Below are 24,541 nucleotides of genomic sequence, written 5' to 3' on the forward strand. Positions count from 1 at the left end.
CCACCCGCTACGACAAACTGGCCCTCACCTACCGCTCAGCGACCGTTCTGCACGCCGTCGTCATCTGGAGCACCCTATTAGGAGACACGCCCTAGGGCCAGCAGCCCGGTCAGCAGCCCGGTCAGCAGCAGGGCAATGGAGCGGTTGCGCAATTTTGGTCCCCTCCGCAGTTAAGTGCGGTAGATGTTAATCGAGTTCGCCTCGATGCTGTCCGTCTCGCCGGACGCCACGCGGCTGCCCTGTCGAAGCTCGTGAAGCGGCGACGTTGTCAGCCGGAGTTCGAACATCCTGCGGGGCGTTCCGTCGTCGTTCTTGAGTTCCGGAAGGGTGATTTTCACGTCGGAGCCGCTGCCGTTGACCACCACGAGGCCCGCCAGCGTGCCGTCATCGGAGCCAAGCAGGAGCTGCATGACCCGGTGCCGGGGATCATTCCACTGATCCATGGACATGGGCTGTCCCGAGTGATCAAACCAGTAGATATAGGACTGCTCATCCCGAGCTGGAAAATCATGGGGTTGGCTTGCCAGGAACTCCTTGCGCAGCCGGACGTAGCGCTTGGTGCTGCGGAGCATCTCTGCGGATTCCGGCGTACGCGTCCAGTCGAGCCAGGCCAGTGGGTTGTCCTGGCAGTAGGCGTTGTTGTTTCCCTGCTGCGTGCGTGCCAGCTCGTCGCCGGCCGTGATCATCGGCACACCGAGCGAAATCATCAGGGACGCCATGAGGTTCCGCCGGGACTGCGACCGCTGCGCCAGGATGCTCTCGTCCTCGCTCCTGCCTTCGAAACCGTGGTTGTAGCTGCGGTTGTCCCCGTGCCCGTCCCGGTTCTGCTCGCCGTTGGCCTCGTTGTGTTTACGGTCGTAGGACACAAGGTCGTTAAGGGTGAAGCCGTCGTGTGCCGTGATGAGGTTAACCGACGCCAGCCTGGAACGGCCCGATGCTTCAAAGAGACCGGCAGACCCGGACAAGGCATCAGCCAGCCGCGCCACGGACCCGCCCTGCCCGCCGGCTTCGATGGCCGCCCGGTCCGCAAGCCAGAAGGAGCGGACGCCGTCCCGGAAGTGGTCGTTCCAGTCAACCCAGCCGCCCGGGAACCGTCCCGTCTGCCAGCCGCCGTAGCCCACGTCCCAGGGCTCGGCGATCAGTTTTACGTCAGACAGCACCGGATCGGCGGCCACAGCCACCAGGAACGGGTGGCGGGGATCAAACTCGTTGTCCGCGTTCCGGCAGAGCGTCACGGCCAGGTCGAAGCGGAAGCCGTCGATGTGGAATTCGTCCACCCAATACCGGAGGGAATCCAGCACCAACTGGACCACCCGGGGCTGGCCGAAATTCAGGCTGTTGCCGCAGCCCGTTGTGTCGATGTACTTCCCGTGGCCATCCGTTCGGTAGTACGTGTCCTCACCGAGTCCGCGGAAGCTGATGGCCTGGCCGGCCGGGCCGCCTTCGGCAGTGTGGTTATAGACGACGTCGAGAATCACTTCAAGCCCTGCCGCGTGGAGCAGCTTGACCATTCCCTTGAACTCGTCCTGGACGGCGTGCGGTCCGGAGTTCTGCGACGCCTGCGTCGCATAGGCCGCGTGCGGTGCGAAAAACGCGGCCGTGTTGTAGCCCCAGTAGTTGGTCAGGCCGAGGTTCTGCAGGTGCAACTCATCGAGGTGGAAGTGCACCGGGAGCAGCTGGACAGCGGTTATGCCCAGGCTCTTGAAATGCTCGATGATGGCCGGATGGGCCATTCCGGCGTAGGTGCCGCGCAGTTCCTCGGGGACATCGGGATGCAGCATGCTCTGGCCGCGGACATGGGCCTCGTAGATGATGGTGTTCCGCCACTGCGTCCGGGGCCGCTCGTCGGTGCCCCAGTCAAAATCGCCGGCCATCCGGACGCTCGTCAGGAATCCTTCCCGCTGGTCCACCGCCCGGCCGTAAGGATCGAGCAGAAGCGGCTGCCCGCCGTCGTCGTCCAGGTCCACGATGGGGACCGCCAGCGGCAACGGGTCCGCCTTGGACGTGGCGCGGAAACCGTACAGCGATCCGTACGGGAAATCCTCAACAATTCCGTGGTGCACGCCGTGGGTGACGTTGGGCAGGGTCTGCAGATGCCACTCGCTGCCGGGGGCCTTGTAGGCAATCTCAAGGTTCTCCACGGCCGGGGCGTACACGGCGACGTTGGCGCTGGACTGCACGCCGTAATCCGCTCCCGATCCCGGGCGCGGGACGCTGACACCGAGCGGATATGCCGAAGAGGCATCCTTGGTGGAAGCGGTATCGAAAAGCGGCATGACCATCACGTCAATGGTAGCGGCCAGCGGCTGTTGAACTGCACTGGCGCTTTTATGACGTCACCCGGACCCACCACGCTCCAACGCTCTCGCAGTTTTCGCGCCTTAAACCGAAACGCTGTCTCACCGGGTGAGAGAGCGTTTCTGTTTAGGTTGCAGGAACTGCGAGAGCGTTGCTGTTATACCCGCCAAAGGTGGGAGAGCGTTCGCGGAACGGCGGGCATCCGGAAGCGTGCGTCAGAGCGACGAAGGAGCAGCACGCAGAGGATGTCCGCCGTGCCGCCCCGCGCCGCGGCTCAGCTACTACTTGACGGCGCGCTGCCTCGAGATTTCGTACAGCGAGATACCAACGGCCATGGACGCGTTGAGCGATTCCATGGCGGAGTTGATCGGGATGGAGACGATCTGGTCGCAGTTTTCGCGGACCAGGCGGCTCAGGCCCTTGCCCTCGGAACCGACCACAATGCAGACGGGCTCGGTGGCCAGGGTGAGGTCAGGCAGCGAAACGTCGCCGTCGCCGTCGAGCCCCAGGACAAAGATGCCCATGTTCTTGAACTGCTTCAGGGCACTGTTCAGGTTGGCGGCACGTGCCACGGGAACACGCACGGCAGCGCCGGCGCTGGTCTTCCAGGCCGAGGCTGTGACGCCCACGGAGCGGCGTTCCGGGACGATGACGCCGTGGCCGCTGAAGGCCGAGACGGAGCGGATGATGGCACCAAGGTTGCGCGGGTCCGTGATGCCGTCAAGGGCAACGAACAACGGGGCGTTGGATACGTGGCCCTTCTTCCAGCGGTCCACGGTTTCCTCGGCCAGGTCATAGGCGTCCTGGTACTCGTACGGCGGGATCTGCAGGACCAGGCCCTGGTGGATGGCGTCGTCCGTCATGCGGTCAAGTTCGGGCTTGCCGGTCTCGAGCAGCGGGATACCGCGTTCGGCGGCGATCTTCAGCGACTCCTTGACACGGTCATCCATTTCAATCCGGATGGCGATGTGCAGGGCCTTCGCGGGGATCCCGGCGCGGAGGGCTTCCACCACGGAGTTACGGCCGGTGACGACTTCCTCGGTGGCGCGGCCCTTGGGGCCCGTGCGGGAGGCGCCGGCGCTGCGGGCGCCCGTACCGCGCTTGGCGGCCGAACGCTCGGACAGCTGCTTGCTCTTGTGCGCCTTGTGGTACGGGCGGTCCTCCGCCTTGGGCGTGGGACCCTTGCCTTCCAGGGCCTTACGGCCATGACCACCGGTTCCGATGGTTGGCCCCTTCTTTGCTTTGACCGACCGGCGACCGTTGTTGGCCATGATTTTCCACCCTTGATTGTTTGACTGAGTCTGCTTACCAGTCTACTGAATCAAGTAAAATCGCCGGTTCAGTCCCGTTGCAGGCTCCAGGTAGCGCCATTTGGGCCATCTTCGACGACGACGCCGGCCGCCTTCAGCGTGTCGCGGATGGCGTCGGAGGCAGCCCAGTCCTTGGTGGCCCGGGCCCGGGTGCGGGCAGCGAGCTGGGCTTCCACCAGGACGTCGAGGGCGGCCGACTCCCGGGCGTCCGACGCCGGGCCGGAAGCCACCGCATTCAGGCCCAGGACCCGCAGCATGTCATGCACGCTGTGCAGGGACTGCTGTGCGTCCTCCAGCTTCCCCTCCGTCAAGGCAGTATTTCCGGCACGGACTGTTTCGTGGACCACGGCGAGGGCCTGCGGCACGTTGAGATCGTCATCCATGGCGTTCTCGAACGCCTCGGGAACCTTGCCATAGGTGGCGAAGGTGTAGTTCCCACCAGCGGCGAGCACCCGAACGGCGCGGCTGATGAAGCCGTCGATGCGTTCGACGGCGGCGGCGGCCTCTTCGAGCGACGTGGGGCGGTAGTCCAGCACTGAGCGGTAGTGGGCCTGCCCGAGGTAGTAGCGGACCACCCGCGGTGACGCGAGGTCCAGCATCTCCGAAGGGCTGATGGTGTTGCCGATGGACTTGGACATTTTTTCGCCCTGGTAGGTGACCATGCCGTTGTGCATCCAGAAGTTGGCGAAACCGTGCCCTGCGGCCTGGGACTGGGCCATTTCGTTTTCGTGGTGCGGGAAGCGCAGGTCCAGTCCGCCGCCGTGGATATCAAATTCGGTGCCGAGGTACTTGGTGACCATGGCCGAGCACTCGAGGTGCCAGCCCGGGCGGCCGGCGCCCCAGGGCGAGGCCCAGCTCGCCGTCGTCGGCTCTCCTTCTTTGGAGCCCTTCCACAGCGCAAAGTCTCGGGGGTCCTTCTTGCCCCGGGGATCCGCATCCGGGGCGCCCTGCATGTCGTCAATGTTCTGGCGCGTCAGTGTCCCGTACTTGTCCCAGGACCGTACGTCGAAGTAGACGTCGCCGGAATCGTCCAGCGCCGGGTAGGCGTGGCCCCGGTCGATCAGCTGTTGGATCAGCGCATGCATTTCGGGGATATGGCCGGTTGCCCGTGGCTCATAGGTGGGGCGGGAAACGCCGAGCGTGTCGTAGGCTTGCAGGAACGCCTGCTCGTAGCGGTAGGCCAGGGCCCACCATTCCTCCTCGCGGACAGCGTCCGGTCCGGCTTCGAAGTCCGGTCTGAACGATTCGGCAGACTTGGCGAGGATCTTGTCGTCGATGTCCGTGACGTTGCGGACCGCGGTGACCCGCAGCCCCCGGTACTCAAGCCAGCGGGTGAGCTGGTCAAAGGCGATCGCCGAGCGGATGTGGCCAACGTGCGGCATGCCCTGCACGGTGGCTCCGCAGTAGTACAGGCTCGCTTTTCCCGGGACGAGGGGAACGAAGTCACGGACTTCGGCGGACGCGGTGTCATAGAAGCGGAGAGTCACCGCTCCAGATTAGCGGAAAAGGCCTGCGCAGCGCCGGGTTGAATCACCGGGGATAGACCAAAGCGGTGGCGACGGCGGAAATTCCCTCGCCCCTGCCGGTGAAACCGAGTCCGTCGCTGGTGGTGGCCGTGACGCTGACCGGCGCCCCGGCCGCGTCGCTCAGCACGCGTTGGGACTCTTCCCGCCGCGGGCCGAATTTGGGCCGGGTAGCCACGAACTGCACTGCCACGTTGCCGATCTCAAAGCCGGCCGCACGGACAATCCTCGCCGCCTCGGTCAGGAGCGTGACGCCGGAGGCTCCGGCGAACTCCGGACGGTCGGTGCCGAAATGCGTGCCGAGGTCCCCGATGCCGGCGGCCGAGAACAGGGCGTCGGCGGCGGCGTGGGCCACCGGGTCCCCGTCCGAATGCCCGGCCAGTCCACGCTCGCCTTCCCAGAACAGCCCGCCCAGCCAGAGCGGACGGGGAAGGTCAGGGGACGCGTAGGCATGGACATCCAGGCCGATACCCGTACGCGGCAGGATCATCTTGGCTTCACTCATGCCTAACCCTCCACCCAGCGGATGCCCAGCGGGCCTTCCAGCAGCCCCTCGGCAATGATCAGGTCCAGCGGTGTGGTGATTTTTAATGACTGTGTGGAGCCATGGACGGCGTGCACGGGAACTCCCAGGAGTTCCACCAGCATGGCGTCGTCGGTGACCGCCGCAGCCTGTTTCTCGTCAAAGTCCGCCGCCGCCTGATGCGCCTGGATCAGTGTGGACAGGCGGAAGCCTTGGGGCGTCTGGACCGAACGGAGTTCCTCCCGCGGCGCGGTCCCGGTCACGAGTTCCGGGGCGATCCTGCTGTCCTCACCGCTCGTGGGAGCAACCATCTTCACCGTATCCACCACCGGTACCGCAGGAATCACTGCAACGGCGCCGGCCGCCAGCGAATCAACGACACGGTGGAAGACATACTCGGGCGTCAGTGCCCTGGCGGCGTCATGGACCAGCACCGCTTCGGTGCCGTCGAGCAAGGCGGCCAGCGCCGACCGGACGGAAGCGGCACGGGTGGCGCCGCCGTCGACCGTTGTCAGCAGGGGAAGCGGGTTCTCCTGGTTGCCATCGTGCCCCGCCCGGAGTTCCTCGGCGAAGGCCGCGCACAATTCCTGCAGGACCACATCTCCGGGCGGCAGGGCCACACAGATCTGGCGTGCGACGCCGGCGGCAGCGACGCCCCGGAGGGCATGGGTGAGGATGGCGTCGCTCCCCAGCGGCACGCGCGCCTTGGGCATGCCGTAACCCAGCCGCTCGCCGGAACCTGCGGCCACAATGACGACGGCTGTGACGGGGCGGGGAAGTCCGTTGTTCATGCGGTCCAGCCTACGTGCCCGCTTGCCCGGCGTGCCGAATCCCACCCGCGCGACGCGCCTGCCGCTGCGGACTGGACCGAAAAAAGGCAAAAAGAAACCCCGGAGGCACTTGCGTACCCCCGGGGCTCAATTCTTAGGAAGCCAGGACCTCGTCGAGAACGCTTGCAGCCTTCTCTTCATCAGTCTTTTCAGCCAGTGCAAGTTCTGAAATCAGAATCTGACGGGCCTTGGCCAGCATGCGCTTCTCACCTGCGGAAAGGCCCCGATCGTGATCACGGCGCCAGAGGTCGCGAACAACCTCTGCTACCTTGATGACGTCACCGGAAGCAAGCTTCTCCAGATTTGCCTTGTATCTGCGCGACCAGTTGGTGGGTTCTTCAGTGAACTCGGCCCGGAGAACATCAAATACGTGCTCCAGACCTTCCTTGCCCACTACGTCACGGACCCCAACAAGGTCAACGTTCTCTGCTGGAACTTCAATGGTCAGATCACCCTGAGCCACCTTGAGCTTGAGATACATTTTCTCTTCGCCCTTGACAGTGCGCATCTTGATTTCTTCAATTTTTGCAGCACCGTGGTGAGGGTAAACTACTGTCTCGCCGACCTCAAATACCATGTGGACATTCCCCTTTCCCGCAGACCAGTTTATCACGATTCAGGCATATGACTGGCCTCGAACCGGCCCCGGAACCCCGGAAATACGCGGAAAATGGGCAGAATAGACCCCCTTCCACCCCTTGACGAATGCGGATAATAGTGCATGCGCGGCCTGCTGCCAAGGGCAATATGACCGTGCGGAATCCTCGTTTGGGCCGGTTTGCCGCTAGGCTATGGCTGAATAATGTTTCAAGACTCTCGAGGAGTACGTGACGTGCGTTTCACTGCGATGAACCGGGCCCAGGGCGGCAAACTGGCACTGGCGGCAGGATCCCTGGCCCTCGCCCTGGCGACGATGACCGGCTGTGGCTACATCAACCCCCAGCAGACTTCTCACCAGTACGCGGCGTCGGACGGTATCCGCGCCGACCTGGGTCCGCTGCAGCTGCGCAACATGCTGATTGTCTCCGCCGGCGCAGACAAGCCCGGCCGCCTGCTCGGCGCCGTTTACAACTCCTCTTCACAGGACGTCAAGCTCACCGTCAACGGGGCCGAGGGTTCACAGACGCAGGTGCCGGTGAAAGCCAACTCCTACACCCTGCTCAACGACTCCACAGATGAAGCCATCCTCAGCACGAGCGGCGGCATCGCCGGCTCCCTCGTCGATGTGAAGATCACCGAAGACGGCACCAACGTGAGCAAGACTGTCCGCGTGCCTGTCCTGGATGCTTCCCTCGCGGAGTACAAGGAGTACCTGCCTGCCGGCAGCGAACCGACCGGATCCGCCACACCCAGCCCGTCGCCGTCGGCCACCGGCACTGGTGCGACCCACTAAGCAGCAACAAAGCACAAAAAGGAGGGGCTCCCCGCGGGGAGCCCCTCCTTTTTGTGCACTTGAAGTCTGCTGCGCCTGATGCCCGGCGTGCCTTACGGCGGAGAGGCCTACGGCTCGAACTTGTAGCCCAGGCCGCGGACGGTTACCAGGAAACGCGGTATGGACGGGTCGGGCTCGATCTTGCCGCGCAGCCGCTTAACATGCACGTCCAGGGTTTTGGTGTCCCCCACGTAGTCCGAACCCCAGACCCGGTCGATCAGCTGGCCGCGGGTGAGTACACGGCCGGAGTTGCGCAGCAGCATTTCCAGCAACTCGAACTCCTTCAGCGGCAAGAGGACCTGCTGGCCATCCACGCTGACCACATGCCGTTCGATGTCCATCCGGACAGGGCCGGCCTGGACTGTGGCCGAGATCAGTTCCTCAGGTTCACCCTGCCGGCGGAGTACGGCCCGGACGCGGGCCACCAGCTCGCGGGAGGAGTAGGGCTTGGTGACGTAGTCGTCAGCGCCAAGCTCCAGGCCAACCACCTTGTCAATCTCGGAGTCCTTGGCCGTCAGCATGATGACCGGAACGCTGGAGCGCTGCCGCAGCTGGCGGCAGACCTCGGTGCCCGACAGGCCGGGGAGCTGCAGGTCCAGCAGCACCAGATCCGCCCCGTTCCGGTCGAATTCGGTGATGGCGTCGAGGCCGTTGTCCACCACTTCTACCTCGAACCCCTCCTTGCCCAGTAGATAGGACAACGGATCACTGAACGATTCTTCGTCTTCGACAATCAAAATCCTGCTCAAGCGCTAGCTCCTTGCTCATGTACGCCGCGTTCTTTGCCACGCTCGGGTACGGCTGGTTCTTTGACACCTGCGGTATCCGGTGCGTCCTGGCTTTCCATCTCAGGCAGCCGCAGGGTGAAAGTGGAACCCTGGCCGGGCCGTGACCACAATGTCACTTCACCGCCGTGGTTGGAGGCAACGTGTTTGACGATGCTCAGGCCCAGGCCCGTTCCGCCCGTGTGGCGCGAACGCGCCGCATCCACCCGGTAGAAGCGCTCAAACACGCGCTCCTGGTCCTCCGGGGTCAGCCCCTCGCCCTGATCCGTGACCGACACTGCGATCAGCCCGTCCTTTGACCGGACGCCCACGCCCACCCTGGTGTTCTCCGGGGAGTAGCGGATGGCGTTGTCGATCAGGTTACGCAGAGCGGTAACCAGCAGGTCCCGGTCACCAAAGACGGTGGCCTCAACCCGCTCCCCCACCACGATCCGGATGTTCTTGCTTTCAGCGGGGAGCTGGGAACGGTCCACCGCTTCGGTGATGACCGCATTGATGTCCACGGCCTTGCCCTCCTGGGACACGCTGGCACCTTGGAGGCGAGACAGCTCGATGATGTCCTGGACCAGGGCGGCCAGCCGGCTTGACTCCTTGTGCATGCGCTTGGCGAACCGGCGAACTGCTTGTTCGTCGTCGGCCGAGGACTCCAGTGCCTCGGCCAGCAGGGAAATTGCGCCCACCGGGGTCTTCAGCTCGTGGGACACGTTGGCCACGAAGTCGTTGCGGATCTCTTCCGTGCGGGTAATTTCGGTGCGGTCGTCGGCCAGAAGCACGATATATTCCTCGCCGAGCATGGCCGCCCGGACCTGCACGATGATGGTGCCGTGGCCCAGCGGACCGCGCTGCAGCTCCAGCCGTTTTTCCAGGATCACGCCATCGCGGCGCACCCCGGCCGTCATGTCCAGAAGTTCCTTGTGAACCACCGTATGGCCGCGCACCAGGCCATACGCATAAGCTGCCGGGCTGGCGCGCACTACACCGTCCACCGCGTCAACCACCACAAAAGCCCGTCCGACGACGGCCAACACTTCCGCGGCGCCGGCCGGCAAAGCGAGTTCGTCCACGTCGACGTCAACAAGCTTGCGCTGCTTTTCACTGATCCTGAAGGCGAGCACGCCAAAGGTGCCGAGCGACAGGCCGACCAGGCCGGCGATGACACCGATGAGCATAGGATCCACAACTCCAGCTTAGGCCGTGGTTCCTGTCGAGACGGTGCGTCATGGCCCATTACGGGGACGGTTCAGCTAACGTTCATCTACAACCGACTAATCGTTTACCGCACGCTGACAGAGTTATACGCTGGAGTGCCGAATGGCGACATGAGTTCCGTCTGCCACCCGAGGGGCGGAGTTCCAAAGAAAGGACGCCCACGTGCGTAAGGTTTTTCAGGAAGAGCTGACCCAGGTGGGTGAGCAGCTGGTGGAGATTTCGAAGTTGGTCAGCGAGGCATTGGGGAAGGCTGCGACGTCCTTCCAGGTTGCCGACGTAGACCTGGCAGAGGACGTCATCGCCGCGGACGCCCGTATCGACTTTTTGCAGACCAGCCTGGATGAGCGCGCCATCGACATCCTCGCCCTGCAGGGGCCGGTGGCCAGCGATCTGCGGATGATCGTGGGCGCCCTCCGCATGAGCGCTTCCCTGGAGCGGATGGGGGACCTGGCCCGCCACATCGCCCAGCTGGCCCGGCTGCGCTTCCCGTCCACCGTGATCCCTGCTTCCATGACGGAAACGTTCAACAAAATGGCCGAGCAGGACCAACTGATCGCGGACAAGCTCATCGTGCTGCTGGAATCCCGGGACCTCGAAGTGGCCCGCGACATCCTCAAGGCCAACAACACCATCGACGATCTTCACCTGAGCGTCTTCAAGGCGATCGCCGCCCCGGACTGGGCCGAGTCCCCCGCCACCACCGTGGATGTGGCCCTGGCCAGCCGCTACTTCGAACGGTTCGCCGACCACGGCGTGTCCGTGGCCCGCAAGGTCACGTACCTCGTCACCGGCGAATGGCAGCCGCAGCGCTCCTAGCCGCTCCCTAAACCACATACGACGGCGGGCCGGTCACCTGAGGTGACCGGCCCGCCGTCGTTCGTTAAGTTCTATTTCTTGCCCTGGTTCGCCACTGCCAGGATGGCTTCCGCAGCGGCGTCCGGGTCCAGGTAGGTGCCGCCCGGCTTGACCGGCTGGACGTCCTCGTCCAGGTCGTAGACCAGCGGGATGCCCGTGGGGATGTTCAGGCTGGCGATGGCGTCGTCGCTGATGCCGTCCAGGTGCTTGACCAGGGCGCGCAGCGAGTTGCCGTGGGCGGTAACCAGGACGGTCTTGCCGGTTTTGAGGTCTTCCTTGATGTCCGATTCCCAGTACGGCAGGAGGCGGACCAGGACATCCTTGAGGCACTCGGTGCGGGGAAGCGCGTCACCGAGGTCCGCGTAACGGGGGTCGTGGGCCTGGGAGAACTCGGAGTCGTCGTCCAGGGGAGGCGGAGGGGTGTCGTAGGAGCGGCGCCATTCCATGAACTGCTCCTCGCCGTATTCGGCCAGAGTCTGTGCCTTGTCCTTGCCCTGCAGGGCGCCGTAGTGGCGTTCGTTCAGGCGCCAGTCCCGCTTGACGGGGATCCAGCCGCGGTCGGCCTTGTCCAGGGAAATGTTGGCCGTGTTGATGGCCCGCTTCAGGAGCGAGGTGTAGAGGACATCCGGGAGAAGATCGTTCTCAACCAGGAGCTCACCGCCGCGTGCTGCTTCCTCGCGGCCCTGGTCGTTGAGGTCAACGTCCACCCAGCCGGTGAACAGGTTCTTGGCGTTCCATTCGCTGTGGCCGTGGCGCAGCAGAATCAGCTTGTAAGTCATGATTTTTATCCTAGCCGAGGCACAGCGCCGCCCGCCTTGCGTTACAAGGGGCGACACTTCGCACGGAAACGTAGGGAACCGTAGGGATATGGTGGGGCGGTGGTGCAAAAAGCTGAACGGGTGGCGAACGCCCCGATCTCGGGCAGGACCCCCGGCGGGCCGGGCAGGCCCGCCAAGCCAGGCAGGCCGGTCGGAAACGTCACACGGGGCACCACCAATCCCAACCGGATGCGGCGGGTGGACCGATGGCTCACTGGCCCCCAGGCCTGGCGCCTGCGCGCTGCCGAAGACCCCCTCGTGGTTGACCTGGGCTACGGCGCAACGCCGGCCACCGCCGTCGAACTCTTTGAACGTCTCCGCGCCGTCCGGCCGGACGTCCGCGTGTGTGGAATCGAAATCGAGCCTGAGCGCGTCCGGATCGCCAAGGCGCTCGAGAGGCCGGGGCTGAGCTTTCAGGTGGGCGGTTTCGAGTTGCCGCTGCCCGGACGCCCGGTACTGGTCCGCGCCTTCAACGTCCTGCGGCAGTACGAAGAGGCTGATGTGGCGGGGATCTGGCGGCTGGTCCAGGGCCGGCTCGCCCCCGGCGGGCTCTTTATCGACGGGACGTGCGATGAGATCGGGCGGCGGGTGACGTGGGTGGCCCTCGACGCCGAGCGGCCATTGTCACTGAGTATGTCCGTGCGGTTCGGCAGCTTTGACCTGCCGTCGGAAATTGCCGAGCGGCTGCCGAAGGCGCTGATCCACCGTAACGTTCCGGGCGAGTCTGTCCACCGGCTGATGCAGGCCATGGACCGGGCCTGGCTGGAGTCGGCGCCGCTGGCGTCATTCGGGAACAGGCAGCGCTGGCAGGCCATGTGCAGGGCACTGCTCGACGGCGGGTGGCCGGTTCAGGACGGCCCGGCGCGGTGGCGCCTGGGCGAACTAACGGTGGCCTGGGAAGCCGTGGCGCCGGGGGCCCCCGCCGGCAGGGTTCCCTGAGTGAGCTTGCGAACTGAGGGTGCCGGTGGGGAGTACGAACAACTGTAAGGCTGGGTTACCAGCCGCCGTAGGGCCCCTTATTACGGCTACCGCCGCGGCCTGCGTCCTTGACCGCTGGCCGGACGTCTGCGAGGTAAATGGACGCTGCCACCACGGCGGCGAGCCCAAAGAGGCCAAGCGTGCCGAAGATTCCGCCGCTGCTGAAGAGTGAGATGACGCCGATCAGGGTGGCGCCGCCGGTCAGTGCCAGCCAGAACATCTTGGTCCGCTTGCCGGTGGCTTCAAATGCAGCCGACTTGTGCCGGACGCAGTCCAGCAGCGCCCACACCTCAAGTCCCAGTGCCACCAGGGCAAGGGTAAAAAACACTGCCTGTTCAACAGGCCGAATAATCAGTTCACCGTCCACCGTCCAAGCCTAGCGGCCCAGCGAGTCGAGCGCCTGCTTCAAATCGGCCCAGAGGTCCTCAATATTCTCAATGCCGACGCTCAGGCGCACCAGATTGTCCGGGACGCTCCACGGCTCAGCGGCGTGCCGGCGGCGCCGTTCGATCAGCGATTCCACCCCGCCCAGGGAGGTGGCCGGCAGCCACAGCTGCAGCGCGCGGACCAGTTTGTCCGCGGCGTCTGCTCCGCTCAGCCCGGCAACCGGCGCGATCTGCACGCACACAATCGAACCGAAGCCCGACATCTGGGTCTTGGCCCGCACGTGGCCGGGGTCCGTGGGGAGCCCCGGGAACCGGATGCTAGCGATCAGGGGGTGCGTACTCAGGCGTTCCGCAAGGAGCGCGGCGGAAGCCTGCGATCGTTCCACACGCAGGGCAAGGGTCCGGAGCCCGCGCAGTGCCAGCCATGCCTCGAACGGCCCGGCGATACCGCCATGAATGATGCGGTGGTGCAGCAGCGCTGCCCGGATGTCCGGGTTGGACGTCACCAAGGCGCCGAGGACGACGTCGGAATGTCCGGCCAGATATTTGGTCACCGAGTGAAGAACGACGTCGGAACCCAAGCTCAGCGGCTGCTGGACCAACGGCGTGGAGAACGTATTGTCCGTCACCACAATGGCGCCCACCCGGTGGGCCGCCGCCGTGAGTTCGCGGATATCGGCGATGCCCAGCATCGGGTTGGTGGGGCTCTCAAGCCACAGCATCCTGGCCGCTTTCGCGTCCGGTCCCTGCGGCGCGAGCTGTGCTTTGACTGCGTCAGTGTCCGTGATGTCCACAGTCCGCAGTTCCAGGAAGCCCTTCTGCGCCAGCTCCGTGGCCATCACCAGCGAACCCGCGTAGCTGTGCGACGGCATCACAAGGACGCCGCCGGCGGGCAGCAGGGACAGTGCCGAACTGACGGCCGCGAGTCCGGACGCGTAGAGCAGGCCGGGCAGTTCAGATCCTTCAAGCTGGCCCAGGGCCTCCTCAAATGGATCCCAGGTGGGGTTGGAATAGCGGCCGTAGCCCCGGTCCCCGTCGCCCAGCGCTCCCGTGCCGAAGTACGTCGAGGACAGCACGATGGGCGGGTTGACGGGCTCGTCCCGCTCACGCGGCGGCCTGCCGGCGGCAACCACCACGGTTTCGGCCGACAGGGACGCTGCGTACTGTTCCGAGAGACTCATGGAGAAAGCGTACTTGGACGTGCGGCGGCGTCCGAAGTCGGTAGTCTTGAGCAGTGACCACCAACAGCCCTGGACTTTTCATCGCCTTCGAGGGCGGCGACGGCGCCGGCAAGTCCACCCAGGCGGCCCGGCTTGCCGAGACCCTGGAAACACGTGGCCTCACGGTCCTGCGGACCCGCGAACCCGGCGGGACGCCCATTGGCGAAAAACTGCGTTCCCTGGTCCTGGACCACGGCCACGGCCACATCGACGCCCACACCGAGGCCCTCATCTTTGCTGCCTCCCGCGCGGCCCATGCCAGCCAGGTCATCCGCCCGGCATTGGAACGCGGCGAGGTTGTTCTGACGGACCGCTACATTGATTCCTCCGTCGCTTACCAGGGGGCCGGCCGCGATCTGGGCACCGACGCCGTGCGTACCCTCAACGAATGGGCGACGTCGGGGCTGCAGCCCGACCTCACGGTGTTGCTGGACGTGGATCCCGCTGACGGCCGCCGCCGCCGCACAGCCGGCGACGCCGCCGAAGACCGCCTTGAGTCAGAGGCCGATGCATTCCATTCAACAATCCGCGGGGCGTTCCTCGAACTGGCCGCCAGCCGGCCGGATACGTATCTTGTCCTGCCAGCGGATCTGCCCGTCAACGAACTGGCCGCGCGGATCCTCACCCGCGTGGATGACCTGCTCGCGTCTGCAGGCCGGGGCGCCGCATGACTGTCTGGGACGACCTTCAGGGCCAGCCCGCCGTCGTCGAACAGCTCCGCCATGCCTCGCGGGGCGAAGGACTGACCCATGCCTGGCTGTTCACGGGCCCGCCCGGATCCGGGCGTTCCAACGCCGCGAAGGCCTTCGCGGCCGCCCTCAACTGCGATCAGGACGACGTGGCCAGGCGCGGCTGCGGGGAGTGTCCCGCCTGCCTGACCATCCTCGGCGAGACCCATTCGGACGTGACGTACGTCAGGACCGAGAAGGTCACCATCACCATCGATGAAGCCCGCGACCTGGTATCCAAAGCGGGCAACCGGCCGTCGTCCGGGCGCTGGCGGATCATTGTGGTGGAAGACGCCGACCGCATGGCCGAGCGGACCACCAATGTGCTGCTGAAGGCCATCGAGGAACCCACGCCGCGGACCATCTGGATGCTGTGCGCGCCGTCGCCCGCCGATGTCCTGGTGACCATCCGTTCGCGCTGCCGGGCCGTGGCATTGCGGCTGCCGCCAGCCGCCGACGTCGCCGCTTTGCTCGTCAAGCGCGACGGCGTGGACCCGGCGCTGGCCGAACGCGCTGCCCGCGCGGCGCAAAGCCATGTGGGGATCGCCCGCCGGCTGGCGCGGGACCCTGAAGCGAGGGAACGCCGGCTGGAAACGGCGAGGTTCCCCCTGGGTCTGCGCGGCGTGACCGCGGCGGTGATGATGGCCGACAAGCTGGTGAAGATCGCCACCGCCGAAGCCAACAGTTCAAATGAAGAGCGCGACGCCGCCGAGAAGGCTTCGCTGCTGGCCACCCTGGGGGCCCCGGAGTCAGGGACGCTTCCGCCGACCATGCGCAGCCAGGTCAGGCAGCTTGAAGACGACCAGAAACGGCGGGCCAAGCGATCCATCACGGACTCCCTGGACCGGACGCTGACGGACCTCCTGTCGTTCTACCGGGACGTGCTGATCATCCAGCTCGGGAACGCCGTGGAGCTGGTAAACGTTGAGCTCAGGGGTGAGCTGGAGGAATTCGCCGCCCGGTCTGCCCCGGACACCACCCTCGCCCGCATGGACGCCATCAACAAAGCCCGCCAACGCATCACCACCACCAACGTTGCACCGCTGTTGACCATTGAGTCCATGGCAGCCAGCCTGATCTAGCAACTACTAGGAGACCGCTCGATGACTGCACGCCCCCTGCCCGCACGCTCCCGATCCCTGGTGATCGGGCTGCGGGCTGCCGGCGCCCTGATCCTGGCCCTGACGCTGGCCTCGTGCGGCCTCTTTGGCGGGGACACCCCGGACGCGGCCCCCGCTACGGCGAAGGCAGACCCTGCTATCGTGGCGTCCGCGCCCGCCGGCTTGGACACCTTCTACGCCCAAGAGGTTGTGTGGGAGCCCTGCGAAAACGGCTTCCAGTGCGCCAAGGTCACCGTGCCGATGGACTACGCGAAGCCGGACGACGACACGATCCAGATAGCTGCGCTGCGGGCTCCCAGCACGGGCAAGAAGACCGGCAGCCTGCTGGTCAACCCGGGCGGTCCGGGCGGGTCCGGCTACGACTTCGTCAAGGATGCGGCCGGAACGCACTTCTCGCAGTCTGTCCGGGCCAACTATGACCTGGTGGGCTTTGATCCGAGGGGCGTCAAACGCTCCGCCCCTGTTACGTGCCTGACGGATGCCGAACGGGACGCATCCCGGGCAAAGGTCTACGCCCTCGATACCGATGCAGGGCTTGCCGCCGCGTTGACCGATAACAAGGCAATCGCCGCGCAGTGCGCCGCCAAGACGGGTCCGGTACTGGGCCACGTCGACACGGTCAGCGCGGCCAAGGACCTGGACATCCTGCGGGCCGTAGTCAATGACTCGAAGCTCAATTACCTGGGGTACTCCTACGGAACGTTCCTCGGTTCAACCTACGCCTCGCTGTTCCCGGACAACGTGGGCCGTATGGTCCTGGATGGCGCCCTGGATCCGTCCATCAGCAACGAGGAGCTGACCAGCGGCCAGGCCGTGGCCTTCGAAAAAGCCATCAGGGCCTACGTGGCCAGTTGCCAGCAGGAATCCTCGTGCCCGCTCAGCGGGAACGTGGACAGCGGAGTCCAGCAGATCCGCGACCTCATCACCGCCGTCCAGAACACACCTTGGCAAGCCAAGGACGGCCGCCTGGTGAACGCCACGATGTTCGTCAGCGGCCTCATCACTCCGCTGTATAACGACCAGAGCTGGCCCGCCCTGACCCAGGCCCTCGAAGCTGCACTGAACGGTGACGCCAGCCTGATGCTCCGTCTGGCGGACCTCGGCGCTGACCGCGGCGCCGACGGGAAGTACACGTCCAACTCCACCTTCGCCTTCGGCGCCATCAACTGCCTGGACTACCCCATGGTGTCCGACCCTGCCGCCATGCGCGCGGAACAGCAACAGCTTATGCAGGCCTCCCCCACCCTGGGCTACTTCTTCGCCTACGGCGGCACCAACTGTGTGGACTGGCCGTATAAGAACCTGCGGACCCCCGCCCCGGTGGAATACACCGGGGACGCTCCCATCGTGGTTGTCGGAACCACCGGCGACCCTGCCACCCCCGTGGAATGGGCCGCATCCCTGCGCAAACAGCTGGGCAACGCCTCCCTGCTGACCTGGCAGGGAGAGGGCCACACCGCCTACGGCCGGGCCAACAGCTGCCTCGAAGACGCCGTTGACAAGTACCTTGTGGACGGAACGGTTCCCGCCGACAACACCGTCTGCTGAGGACTTCTGCTGAGGTGTTTGGGGCGCCCATTTTGACCCGGGCGCAGGGACTCTATTACAGTTGACTCTTGCATGAACCGGCCGGTTACGCCGGGCGGTTTGTGCGGTGCTTCCTTAGCTCAGTCGGTAGAGCGTTTCACTCGTAATGAAAAGGTCATCAGTTCGATTCTGATAGGAAGCTCGGGATAAACCCCCTAGAAACCAAGGTTTTTAGGGGGTTTTTCGCTGGTTAAGCTCCGACAGCCCGCCGCATTGGACTGCGCCGCTGCGGGAAGTTTCCCTGTGGTCCACCGAAATTCATCCCGCCGTCATCCTCAACTGCTAATGTCCGGCCATGGACGAACTATTGCTGGTACCAGGTTCTGCCGCTGCACGTGATCTGTCGAACCGGTCGGGGTACGACGTCGCCTTCCTGGGCATAACATCCTGGCGTTAAAACGCGTGACGATAAAACGTGATCATGGACTGTATCGAGAATGCTCCGTTCGAACGAGTGGAAAAGGTGATCAAACCGGGCGGGTCGCTCCTCCTCGTCATATTCGATCTCAAAGGCGCCGTCCTCGCACCGGTCCGACGATGGCGCACCGGCAAAAGTTGCCCTGATCGGCAGCAACCACACAGAGGAGGACTTGTCATTCCTGGTAAACCTTGCGGCCTCCGGCCCATACCAGGCGGTGATCGACCGGACCTACGAACTCCCTGAAATCGCTGCAGCGCACCGCATGGTCGACACCGGCCGCAAGAGGGGAGATATCGTCCTGCGTGTGTCTCCGGTCAATGACCTGAACGCTTGACGGACTGCCTGCCAAAGCGCATTGAGTGGCCAGAGTGCCCTCAGCCGTTCGGGATCGTGAGCTCGACCGGCGAAGCTTCCAAGGGACCGCCGCATTGGGCTGAGCCGCCCACTCGCTTCCAGTCCAGGTCGGCTTCCTTCTCGGCGAGGACCTCGCCCGTTGCAGACAGCGCTTTTGCGGTCACGTGGTCCGGGGAGCTCATGCTGACGGTGAACCGCCAGGTATCGGCGTCGATCCTTTCAGCGTAAAACGGGGCCATGGTCGGCTGGGCTTCCGGGGTGGGCGAAGCCCTGGCATCCAGCGGTGTTGTCACGACAATCCGGGGTGTTGCAGTCCCAGGCTCCGGTCGCAGCTCCGAACATGCGCCATCGGCGCACAGCTGCACGGTATCCACACGCGAGACGGCACCCGCCAGTTCAACCGTGATGGAGTTGACCCACCCGATGGCCGGACAGGCGGTTGAGCAGCCAGCCACCGGAATGCAGACTGCCAACATCAGAACCGCCGGCCGGACAAGGAGCCCCCACACTCTTCTCATGCGGCCAGTCTAGGCGGCGGGAATGGGAGCCTTCGCTGCCCCTATGATGGCGTGCATGGATGACAAGGCGCTGGCGGCTATCGCGTTCGAACTGTACGCCCTGCCTTTCGAGGAATTTGTGGCTGCCCGGACCGCCGCAGCCAAGGCAGCCGCCGGTTCCGGGAAGGAACTCCCGGCCGCCGTCAAGGCCTTGCCAAAACCGTCAGCGGCGGCCTGGGCCGTCAACATGCTGGCCATCCATGAGCCAGGAGTGCTCGCGCAGCTTTCCGAGCTCGGCCAACGGATGCGGTCGGCCCATGCATCCCTCGACGCCGCCGCCCTCCGGGAACTGGCGCGGGAGCGCCGCAGACTGCTGGGGACCGCCGTCGACACCGCCCGCTCCCTTGCAGAACGACAGGGGCGCAGCATCAGCGCCACCATCGCCGCCGACGTCGAGCGCACCCTGCAGGCGATGACGGCCGACGAAGGTGCCACCGCCGCCGTCCAGAGCGGACTGCTGGTCCAGGCACTGTCCGCCGACGGCGTGGACACTGTTGATCTCGATGGGGCCGTAGCAGTGCCCGGGGCAGTGCCGGCGCCGCGCGCCACCACACAGGGCCGTCTCATACAGCCACCGTCCACTGTGCCGGAAAAAGAAGAAGAACGGACGACGGCGGAACCTAGCACACGCAAACCAGCGGACCAGCCGCGCCTCAAGGCTGTCCGGGAGACTCCGCGGCCGGCGTCCCCCTCGGCCCTGGAGAAGGCCAGCGCTGCCTTGGGCGAGGCCAAGGCAGCAGAGGAGGAGTCGGCCCGGCTGGCCGCGGACCGGCAAAGGCAGCTGGCAGACACGGAGGCCGAAGTCGCGGACCTGACCCGCGAAACACGCGAGCTCCGCGACCGGCTCAAAGCCGCGGAGGAGCAGCTGGAATGCGCCAGGAAAAACTTGGGCACGGCGGCAGCCGAGGCCAGGCAGGCGGCCCGGGCAGCCGATAAGGCCAGGCGTTCGGCCATGCTCGCGCAGGAGCGGGTGCTACGCGTGGGCGACACGCGGGACTGATGAACGGTTATTGTCAGACCCCGGTTGCAGACTGGATTTATGGAAAACCAACTTGCACAGGAATTTCACGTCACGTACTTCGACGCCGATTGCGGCCGGATCAGCAGTGAAATCTTCGATTCCCTGAAGGACGCCGAGCGTTTTGCCAGCCGGAACTGCGGCAGCGAGGAATCGTGGGCCGCCATCGACGCTGTTGCCGTGGAGCAGGCCCGGATCGCCGCCTGACGCTTAGCCTGAAATACCGCTCAGCCGGAACGGCTTTCGGGCTGGCCGCCGGCTGCAGCGTCCTCGGCGAGCCGGCGTTCGGCGTCAGCCACCTGCTCGAACACTGATTCCGCGCGGCGGCGTACCGAGGCCGCCCCCACCGGCACGGGACCGACGGCGAGCCGCAGCATGGCTGCAGCCTCGGCGGTGGTAGCCAGTGAATTGCCTGCCTTCGACAGCGACCGGTGCACACCGGCCAAGTCTCCAGGAATGTCCAGCCCCTCACTGGGCGAACGCCGCTGGGCCTCGACGCAAACAACACGGACACGTTCCAGGAGCCCCGCCAGTTCGTTCGCGACTTCCACGAGTTCCGCATAAAGCTGCTCTTCTTCGACACCTTCGAGGACCTGGTGATAGCGGTCCAGGCCACGGTGGAAACGATCGTGGGCGCGGCGCCAAAGGCCCTTGCCCAGCTCAGCATCGTCCTTGCGCCCTTGGCGGGCGGCCGTAAAGAATCCCATGCAGGACCCTAGAGGTACTGGCCGGGACCGTGGTCCGGGTCCTCCGGCCGGCCTGACGGCACCGGACCGGAATGCTGGCCGGCGGCGGCCCTCTGCGGCTCGCCGTTCTCCCCGATAACCACACCAGGGGCGATCATGGTGCCCGGCGGAAGCTGCTTCAGGTGCATCTGCGCGGCGGCCTGCTCACGTGCGGCATGCTGGGCGGCGATGGCCGTCTGGATGCCGTGGAAGAGGCCTTCCAGCCACCCCACCAGCTGCGCCTGGGCGATCCGAAGCTCGGCGTCGGACGGTGTGGTGTTCTCCGGGAAGGGCAGGCTGATCCGTTCCAGTTCTTCAACGAGCTCCGGTGCCAGCCCGTCCTCCAACTCCTTGATGGAACGTTCGTGGATCTCGGCCAGGCGTTCGCGCGCGGCGTCGTCCAGCGGTGCCGACTTAACCTCTGCCAGGAGCTGCCGGATCATGGTGCCGATCCGCATGACTTTCGCGGGCTCGTCCACGAGGTCCTGCAGGTTGCTGCCCTTGGCCTTGCCCCCGAGTGACGTGCTTGACGCCGCCGGGCCGGTAGTGACCGGACCAGCTGCGCCGGGGCCGGCTCCAGCCGGGATGGGCAAAGCCGGCATGGCCGGTTCGCCGTTGTCGAGGGTCCTGCCCTCAACGGGGACATCATCAGGCTGAGTGTCTGTCGGATCGCTCATGCGTTCATACTCTCACGAGCCGAGGACGGGCAGTCCAGGTGATGAAGCAGCCCAGTTGATGCAGCCGGCCAGCCGATGAAGGCTGGCCGGCCGTCAGCGTCAGCAGCACCGGCCCTGCGGGTTGGAGTCCTGGCGGTCCGTCCGGTCCCGCCAGAACTCGCGTTCCGTCAGCGGTGGCTCCCCGTGTCCGGCCGCGTGGTAGTGCTCCAGGTACTTGGCGTACGCATCAGCACCGAGCACGCCGCCGAGGTACCGGGCGAAACTCCGGAACCCTGTTGCGACCGCGGCCAGACCGGGGCTCATTTGTGGTGACCTGCCCTTTCGAACCGCAGCTCGGCCGGCAGCTTGTTCCACTCGGCCAGCAGCTCACGTTCTGCGGGTGTGGGGATCAGGCTGGCGGGCGCGAAGACCTTTGACGGCCGGGCCTCATCCTCGTTGTCGATGTTCGGGATCCCCGCGGAATGGTTGCGGAAGGCCTTAATGGTGGCCACCAGCGCCATGGCGATGACGATGATGCTGAGCACCACAAAGATGACGGACAGCCAGCCCTGGATCGCGGTGTTGCGCACCACGGCTTCCATGGCGGCAACGCTCTTGGCTGAGCCGAACTCGGTCTTGCCGTCCGCGAGTGCCTTGCTGAAGGCTGCGTTGTTAGCGAAGTAGCCGACGGCGGGTGTTGACGAGAAGATCTTCTGGTAACTCGCGGTGATGGTCACCACCGCCGCGAACGCCAGCGGTACGGCCACGATCCAGAGGTATTTGAAGCTCCCCCGCTTGGCGACGATGGCCAGGCACACGGACAGCGCGATCGCGGCCAGCAGCTGGTTGGCGATGCCGAACAGCGGGAACAGCGTGTTGATGCCGCCCAGCGGATCGGTCACGCCCATGAGCAGCACGGCACCCCAGGCGCCCACCATAACGGCGGTGCACAGCCAGGCTCCCGGCCGCCACGAGTGCTCCTTGAACTTCGGGATGAAGTTGCCGATGGAGTCCTGCAGCATAAAGCGCGCAACGCGTGTACCGGCGTCGACCGCGGTGAGGATAAACAGCGCCTCGAACATAATGGCGAAGTGGTACCAGAACGCCATCAGGGCCGTCCCGCCAATGAACTGCTGCATGATGTGGGCGAGTCCCACGGCAAGTGTGGGCGCGCCGCCGGTCCGGGACACAATGCTTTGCTCCCCGACGTTGGCCGCCGTCTCCGCGAGCATGGCCGGGCTGACGTTGACCCCGGAAAGGCCAAGGCCATTGACCCAGGCGGCCGCGGTTTCCACCGTGCCGCCGGTCAGGGCGGCCGGCGCGTTCATGGCGAAGTACAGCCCGCGGTCAATGGAGATGGCCGCGACCAGCGCCATGATGGCCACAAACGACTCCATCAGCATGCCGCCGTAGCCGATGAAGCGGGTCTGGCGTTCCTTCTCGATCAGTTTCGGGGTAGTGCCCGAGGAGATCAGGGCGTGGAAGCCGGATAGCGCCCCGCAGGCAATGGTGACAAACAGGAACGGGAACAGGGCGCCGGGGAAGACCGGCCCGTTGTCCCTGCTGGCGAACTCGCTGAAGGCCGGGACAGTGATCTCCGGGCGGACCACGATGATGGCCAGCGCCAGCATCACGATCACGCCGATCTTCATGAACGTGGAGAGGTAGTCGCGGGGGGCCAAAAGCAGCCAGACCGGAAGGATGGCGGCGATGAAGCCATAGACAATGAGGCCCCAGGCAATGGTCACCTTGTCCAGGGTGAAGAACGCGGAACCCCATTCGGTCTCCGCCACCAGGCCGCCGCCGATGATGGCGGCCATCAGGAGCACAAAGCCGATCAAGGAGACTTCCATGATCTTGCCCGGCCGGATGTAGCGCAGGTAAACGCCCATAAACAGCGCAATCGGGATAGTCATACCCACCGAGAACACGCCCCACGGGCTTTCGCCCAGGGCGTTGACGACGACGAGCGCGAGGATCGCCACGATGATCACCATGATGAGCAGCGTGGCGATCAGTGCTGCCGTTCCGCCGATGACACCCAGTTCTTCGCGGGCCATCTGGCCGAGGGAACGGCCGCCGCGGCGCATGGAGAAGAACATCACGAGGTAGTCCTGGACGGCGCCTGCGAGCACAACGCCGATGATGATCCAGATGGTGCCGGGGAGGTAGCCCATCTGGGCCGCGATGATGGGCCCGACCAGCGGGCCGGCGCCGGCGATGGCGGCGAAGTGGTGGCCGAACAGCACGTTGCGGTCTGTGCGGACGTAGTCCTTGCCGTCAGCCTTGTATTCCGCCGGCGTGGCGCGGCGGTCATCCGGCTTGGTGATGAGGCGTTCGATCACCTTGGAGTAGAAACGGTAACCGATCAGGTAGGTACAGACGGAGGCAAAAACGAACCAGATCGCGTTGACGGTCTCGCCCCGGACGATGGCCAGCATGAACCAGGCGACGCCGCCAAGCAGGGCGATGGCTGCCCACAAGGCGATCTTGGCCGGGGTCCATTTCTTGTCCTCAGCCTCGCGGACGGCCTCGTCCACGGCCGTTGGCGGAAGCTTCGGATCGGCGGTCAACGGGCCGCTTCCTTTCGCTGCACGTACCGGTTCGTCAGGCCTGCTGACCATGTCTCCTCCTTGAGATTTGGTGCTTCTGTGAGTTGCTCAAAGGCACCCTACCAATGCCGCACCAACGAGGAGGCGGCATCGTGCCCGCGCCGCGTGTCATTGCGGTGAACGGCGGACGGGAGGCGCCGAGCGCACAGAAGCCCCCGTTCAGGGTTTCCTGGACGGAGGCCTTCGTGATTAGTCCCGGGCGGGAGCCGTGGCTACGCGTGTGCGTAAGTGAGGCAGTCCGCGTTGTCAGCACCGGGGCCCACATGGACTTCGGGGGCGTTGCACATCAGGTGGTCGTTGTGGATGCACTCGGAGCGCTGGCAGGCTCCGACATCTGCCAGGACCTTGGGCAGCCCGCCGTGTGTGCCGGTGTCGATGAACGTGGCGCAGCTGGCGTGGTCTTTGCTCCCGCCAACCGTGATGGCGTGGGCCGTACAGCCTTCGTGGTCATTAAACGAGCAACGGGTAACACTGCAATCGGCAACATGTGTTGTCATAAGAGGTTCCTCCGTACTTCGGCCGTCCGGGACGGACGGCGTCCTGAGTCCCACGGTAGGCCTGTTGCGTCCAATCAAAAAGACCCAACTGTGTGACC

At 65.2% G+C, this 24,541-nt stretch carries 26 protein-coding genes and 1 tRNA gene; 10 read left to right on the forward strand and 17 right to left on the reverse strand.

What is annotated here, in order from left to right; translation table 11 throughout:
- Positions 1 to 170 precede the first annotated feature (170 nt).
- The 6 genes from glgX to NG696_RS03580 form a co-directional block, all read right to left on the reverse strand.
- A complete protein-coding gene (gene glgX / locus NG696_RS03555) occupies positions 171 to 2,282 on the reverse strand; it encodes a glycogen debranching protein GlgX (RefSeq protein ID WP_252574056.1) in 2,112 nt (703 codons plus the stop codon).
- Between the two features lie 297 nt (positions 2,283 to 2,579).
- Positions 2,580 to 3,569 carry a 23S rRNA (guanosine(2251)-2'-O)-methyltransferase RlmB gene (gene rlmB, locus NG696_RS03560; RefSeq protein ID WP_252567151.1) on the reverse strand — a complete coding sequence of 330 codons (990 nt, stop codon included), beginning with the start codon at positions 3,567 to 3,569 and terminating at the stop codon, positions 2,580 to 2,582.
- A 68-nt stretch (positions 3,570 to 3,637) separates the two neighbouring features.
- Complete coding sequence (gene cysS / locus NG696_RS03565) at positions 3,638 to 5,095, reverse strand: cysteine--tRNA ligase (RefSeq protein WP_252574058.1); 1,458 nt, start codon at positions 5,093 to 5,095, stop codon at positions 3,638 to 3,640.
- A gap of 43 nt (positions 5,096 to 5,138) precedes the next feature.
- Positions 5,139 to 5,636, reverse strand: a complete 498-nt coding sequence (ispF, locus tag NG696_RS03570) for a 2-C-methyl-D-erythritol 2,4-cyclodiphosphate synthase (protein WP_252567147.1) — start codon at positions 5,634 to 5,636, stop codon at positions 5,139 to 5,141.
- A gap of 2 nt (positions 5,637 to 5,638) precedes the next feature.
- Entirely contained in the window at positions 5,639 to 6,445 is an 807-nt protein-coding gene (gene ispD / locus NG696_RS03575) for a 2-C-methyl-D-erythritol 4-phosphate cytidylyltransferase (protein WP_252567145.1), read from the reverse strand.
- Positions 6,446 to 6,578: 133 nt separating this feature from the next.
- A complete protein-coding gene (locus NG696_RS03580) occupies positions 6,579 to 7,061 on the reverse strand; it encodes a CarD family transcriptional regulator (protein WP_026266570.1) in 483 nt (160 codons plus the stop codon).
- Positions 7,062 to 7,331: 270 nt separating this feature from the next.
- Between NG696_RS03580 and NG696_RS03585 the strand changes: the two genes are divergently transcribed.
- Positions 7,332 to 7,877, forward strand: a complete 546-nt coding sequence (locus NG696_RS03585; RefSeq protein ID WP_252574126.1) for a hypothetical protein — start codon at positions 7,332 to 7,334, stop codon at positions 7,875 to 7,877.
- A 107-nt stretch (positions 7,878 to 7,984) separates the two neighbouring features.
- On the opposite strand, the gene NG696_RS03590 is transcribed toward NG696_RS03585, so the two are convergent.
- Both NG696_RS03590 and NG696_RS03595 read right to left on the reverse strand, forming a co-directional pair.
- Positions 7,985 to 8,665 (reverse strand): response regulator, encoded by a 681-nt coding sequence (locus NG696_RS03590; RefSeq protein ID WP_056342479.1) that lies wholly within the window; start codon positions 8,663 to 8,665, stop codon positions 7,985 to 7,987.
- The gene (locus NG696_RS03595; protein WP_252574129.1) at positions 8,662 to 9,870 is read right to left on the reverse strand and encodes a sensor histidine kinase; all 1,209 of its coding nucleotides are present in this window, start codon (positions 9,868 to 9,870) and stop codon (positions 8,662 to 8,664) included. Before NG696_RS03595 ends, NG696_RS03590 begins: the two co-directional genes overlap by 4 nt.
- A 202-nt stretch (positions 9,871 to 10,072) precedes the next feature.
- Here NG696_RS03595 and phoU point away from each other — a divergent pair, with 202 nt between their 5' ends.
- A complete protein-coding gene (phoU, locus tag NG696_RS03600; RefSeq protein ID WP_252567141.1) occupies positions 10,073 to 10,726 on the forward strand; it encodes a phosphate signaling complex protein PhoU in 654 nt (217 codons plus the stop codon).
- Positions 10,727 to 10,797: 71 nt separating this feature from the next.
- Here the strand turns inward: phoU and NG696_RS03605 are convergent, their stop codons facing one another.
- The gene (locus NG696_RS03605) at positions 10,798 to 11,544 is read right to left on the reverse strand and encodes a phosphoglyceromutase (protein ID WP_252574060.1); all 747 of its coding nucleotides are present in this window, start codon (positions 11,542 to 11,544) and stop codon (positions 10,798 to 10,800) included.
- Positions 11,545 to 11,643: 99 nt separating this feature from the next.
- Between NG696_RS03605 and NG696_RS03610 the strand changes: the two genes are divergently transcribed.
- The gene (locus tag NG696_RS03610) at positions 11,644 to 12,522 is read left to right on the forward strand and encodes a class I SAM-dependent methyltransferase (protein WP_252574062.1); all 879 of its coding nucleotides are present in this window, start codon (positions 11,644 to 11,646) and stop codon (positions 12,520 to 12,522) included.
- Between the two features lie 55 nt (positions 12,523 to 12,577).
- Here NG696_RS03610 and NG696_RS03615 read toward each other — a convergent pair whose 3' ends face one another.
- Together NG696_RS03615 and NG696_RS03620 are read right to left on the reverse strand one after the other, a co-directional pair.
- Positions 12,578 to 12,928: a DUF2516 family protein gene (locus tag NG696_RS03615; protein WP_252567135.1), complete on the reverse strand. Its 351-nt coding sequence runs from the start codon at positions 12,926 to 12,928 to the stop codon at positions 12,578 to 12,580.
- Positions 12,929 to 12,937: 9 nt separating this feature from the next.
- Positions 12,938 to 14,128 (reverse strand): trans-sulfuration enzyme family protein, encoded by a 1,191-nt coding sequence (locus NG696_RS03620; RefSeq protein ID WP_252574064.1) that lies wholly within the window; start codon positions 14,126 to 14,128, stop codon positions 12,938 to 12,940.
- Positions 14,129 to 14,181: 53 nt separating this feature from the next.
- On the opposite strand from NG696_RS03620, the gene tmk reads away from it, so the two are divergent.
- The 5 genes from tmk (at position 14,182) to NG696_RS03645 (ending at position 18,358) form a co-directional block, all read left to right on the forward strand.
- Positions 14,182 to 14,838 carry a dTMP kinase gene (gene tmk, locus NG696_RS03625; protein WP_252574066.1) on the forward strand — a complete coding sequence of 219 codons (657 nt, stop codon included), beginning with the start codon at positions 14,182 to 14,184 and terminating at the stop codon, positions 14,836 to 14,838.
- Positions 14,835 to 15,977, forward strand: a complete 1,143-nt coding sequence (locus tag NG696_RS03630; RefSeq protein ID WP_252574068.1) for a DNA polymerase III subunit delta' — start codon at positions 14,835 to 14,837, stop codon at positions 15,975 to 15,977. Before tmk ends, NG696_RS03630 begins: the two co-directional genes overlap by 4 nt.
- A gap of 21 nt (positions 15,978 to 15,998) precedes the next feature.
- Complete coding sequence (locus tag NG696_RS03635; protein WP_252574069.1) at positions 15,999 to 17,564, forward strand: alpha/beta hydrolase; 1,566 nt, start codon at positions 15,999 to 16,001, stop codon at positions 17,562 to 17,564.
- A 108-nt stretch (positions 17,565 to 17,672) separates the two neighbouring features.
- Positions 17,673 to 17,745, forward strand: a tRNA-Thr gene (locus NG696_RS03640).
- A gap of 421 nt (positions 17,746 to 18,166) precedes the next feature.
- Positions 18,167 to 18,358 carry a zinc-binding dehydrogenase gene (locus NG696_RS03645; RefSeq protein WP_308291939.1) on the forward strand — a complete coding sequence of 64 codons (192 nt, stop codon included), beginning with the start codon at positions 18,167 to 18,169 and terminating at the stop codon, positions 18,356 to 18,358.
- Positions 18,359 to 18,398: 40 nt separating this feature from the next.
- Here NG696_RS03645 and NG696_RS03650 read toward each other — a convergent pair whose 3' ends face one another.
- Positions 18,399 to 18,896 (reverse strand): hypothetical protein, encoded by a 498-nt coding sequence (locus NG696_RS03650; protein ID WP_252574072.1) that lies wholly within the window; start codon positions 18,894 to 18,896, stop codon positions 18,399 to 18,401.
- A gap of 55 nt (positions 18,897 to 18,951) precedes the next feature.
- Between NG696_RS03650 and NG696_RS03655 the strand changes: the two genes are divergently transcribed.
- A complete protein-coding gene (locus NG696_RS03655) occupies positions 18,952 to 19,935 on the forward strand; it encodes a hypothetical protein (protein ID WP_252574074.1) in 984 nt (327 codons plus the stop codon).
- Positions 19,936 to 19,974: 39 nt separating this feature from the next.
- A complete protein-coding gene (locus NG696_RS03660; RefSeq protein ID WP_252574075.1) occupies positions 19,975 to 20,160 on the forward strand; it encodes a hypothetical protein in 186 nt (61 codons plus the stop codon).
- A 20-nt stretch (positions 20,161 to 20,180) separates the two neighbouring features.
- Here NG696_RS03660 and NG696_RS03665 read toward each other — a convergent pair whose 3' ends face one another.
- The 5 genes from NG696_RS03665 to NG696_RS03685 form a co-directional block, all read right to left on the reverse strand.
- Complete coding sequence (locus NG696_RS03665; RefSeq protein WP_252567117.1) at positions 20,181 to 20,660, reverse strand: hypothetical protein; 480 nt, start codon at positions 20,658 to 20,660, stop codon at positions 20,181 to 20,183.
- A gap of 8 nt (positions 20,661 to 20,668) precedes the next feature.
- Positions 20,669 to 21,355 carry a bacterial proteasome activator family protein gene (locus tag NG696_RS03670; protein ID WP_252574077.1) on the reverse strand — a complete coding sequence of 229 codons (687 nt, stop codon included), beginning with the start codon at positions 21,353 to 21,355 and terminating at the stop codon, positions 20,669 to 20,671.
- A 99-nt stretch (positions 21,356 to 21,454) separates the two neighbouring features.
- Positions 21,455 to 21,658 (reverse strand): YbdD/YjiX family protein, encoded by a 204-nt coding sequence (locus tag NG696_RS03675; RefSeq protein ID WP_252574079.1) that lies wholly within the window; start codon positions 21,656 to 21,658, stop codon positions 21,455 to 21,457.
- Positions 21,655 to 23,958, reverse strand: coding sequence for a carbon starvation CstA family protein (locus NG696_RS03680; RefSeq protein WP_252574081.1), 2,304 nt, complete (start codon positions 23,956 to 23,958; stop codon positions 21,655 to 21,657). Before NG696_RS03680 ends, NG696_RS03675 begins: the two co-directional genes overlap by 4 nt.
- Positions 23,959 to 24,158: 200 nt before the next feature.
- The gene (locus NG696_RS03685; RefSeq protein ID WP_252567109.1) at positions 24,159 to 24,443 is read right to left on the reverse strand and encodes a DUF1540 domain-containing protein; all 285 of its coding nucleotides are present in this window, start codon (positions 24,441 to 24,443) and stop codon (positions 24,159 to 24,161) included.
- Positions 24,444 to 24,541 lie beyond the last annotated feature (98 nt).

The organism is Pseudarthrobacter cellobiosi, from assembly GCF_023913755.1.
Taxonomy (GTDB): Bacteria; Actinomycetota; Actinomycetes; order Actinomycetales; family Micrococcaceae; genus Arthrobacter; species Arthrobacter cellobiosi.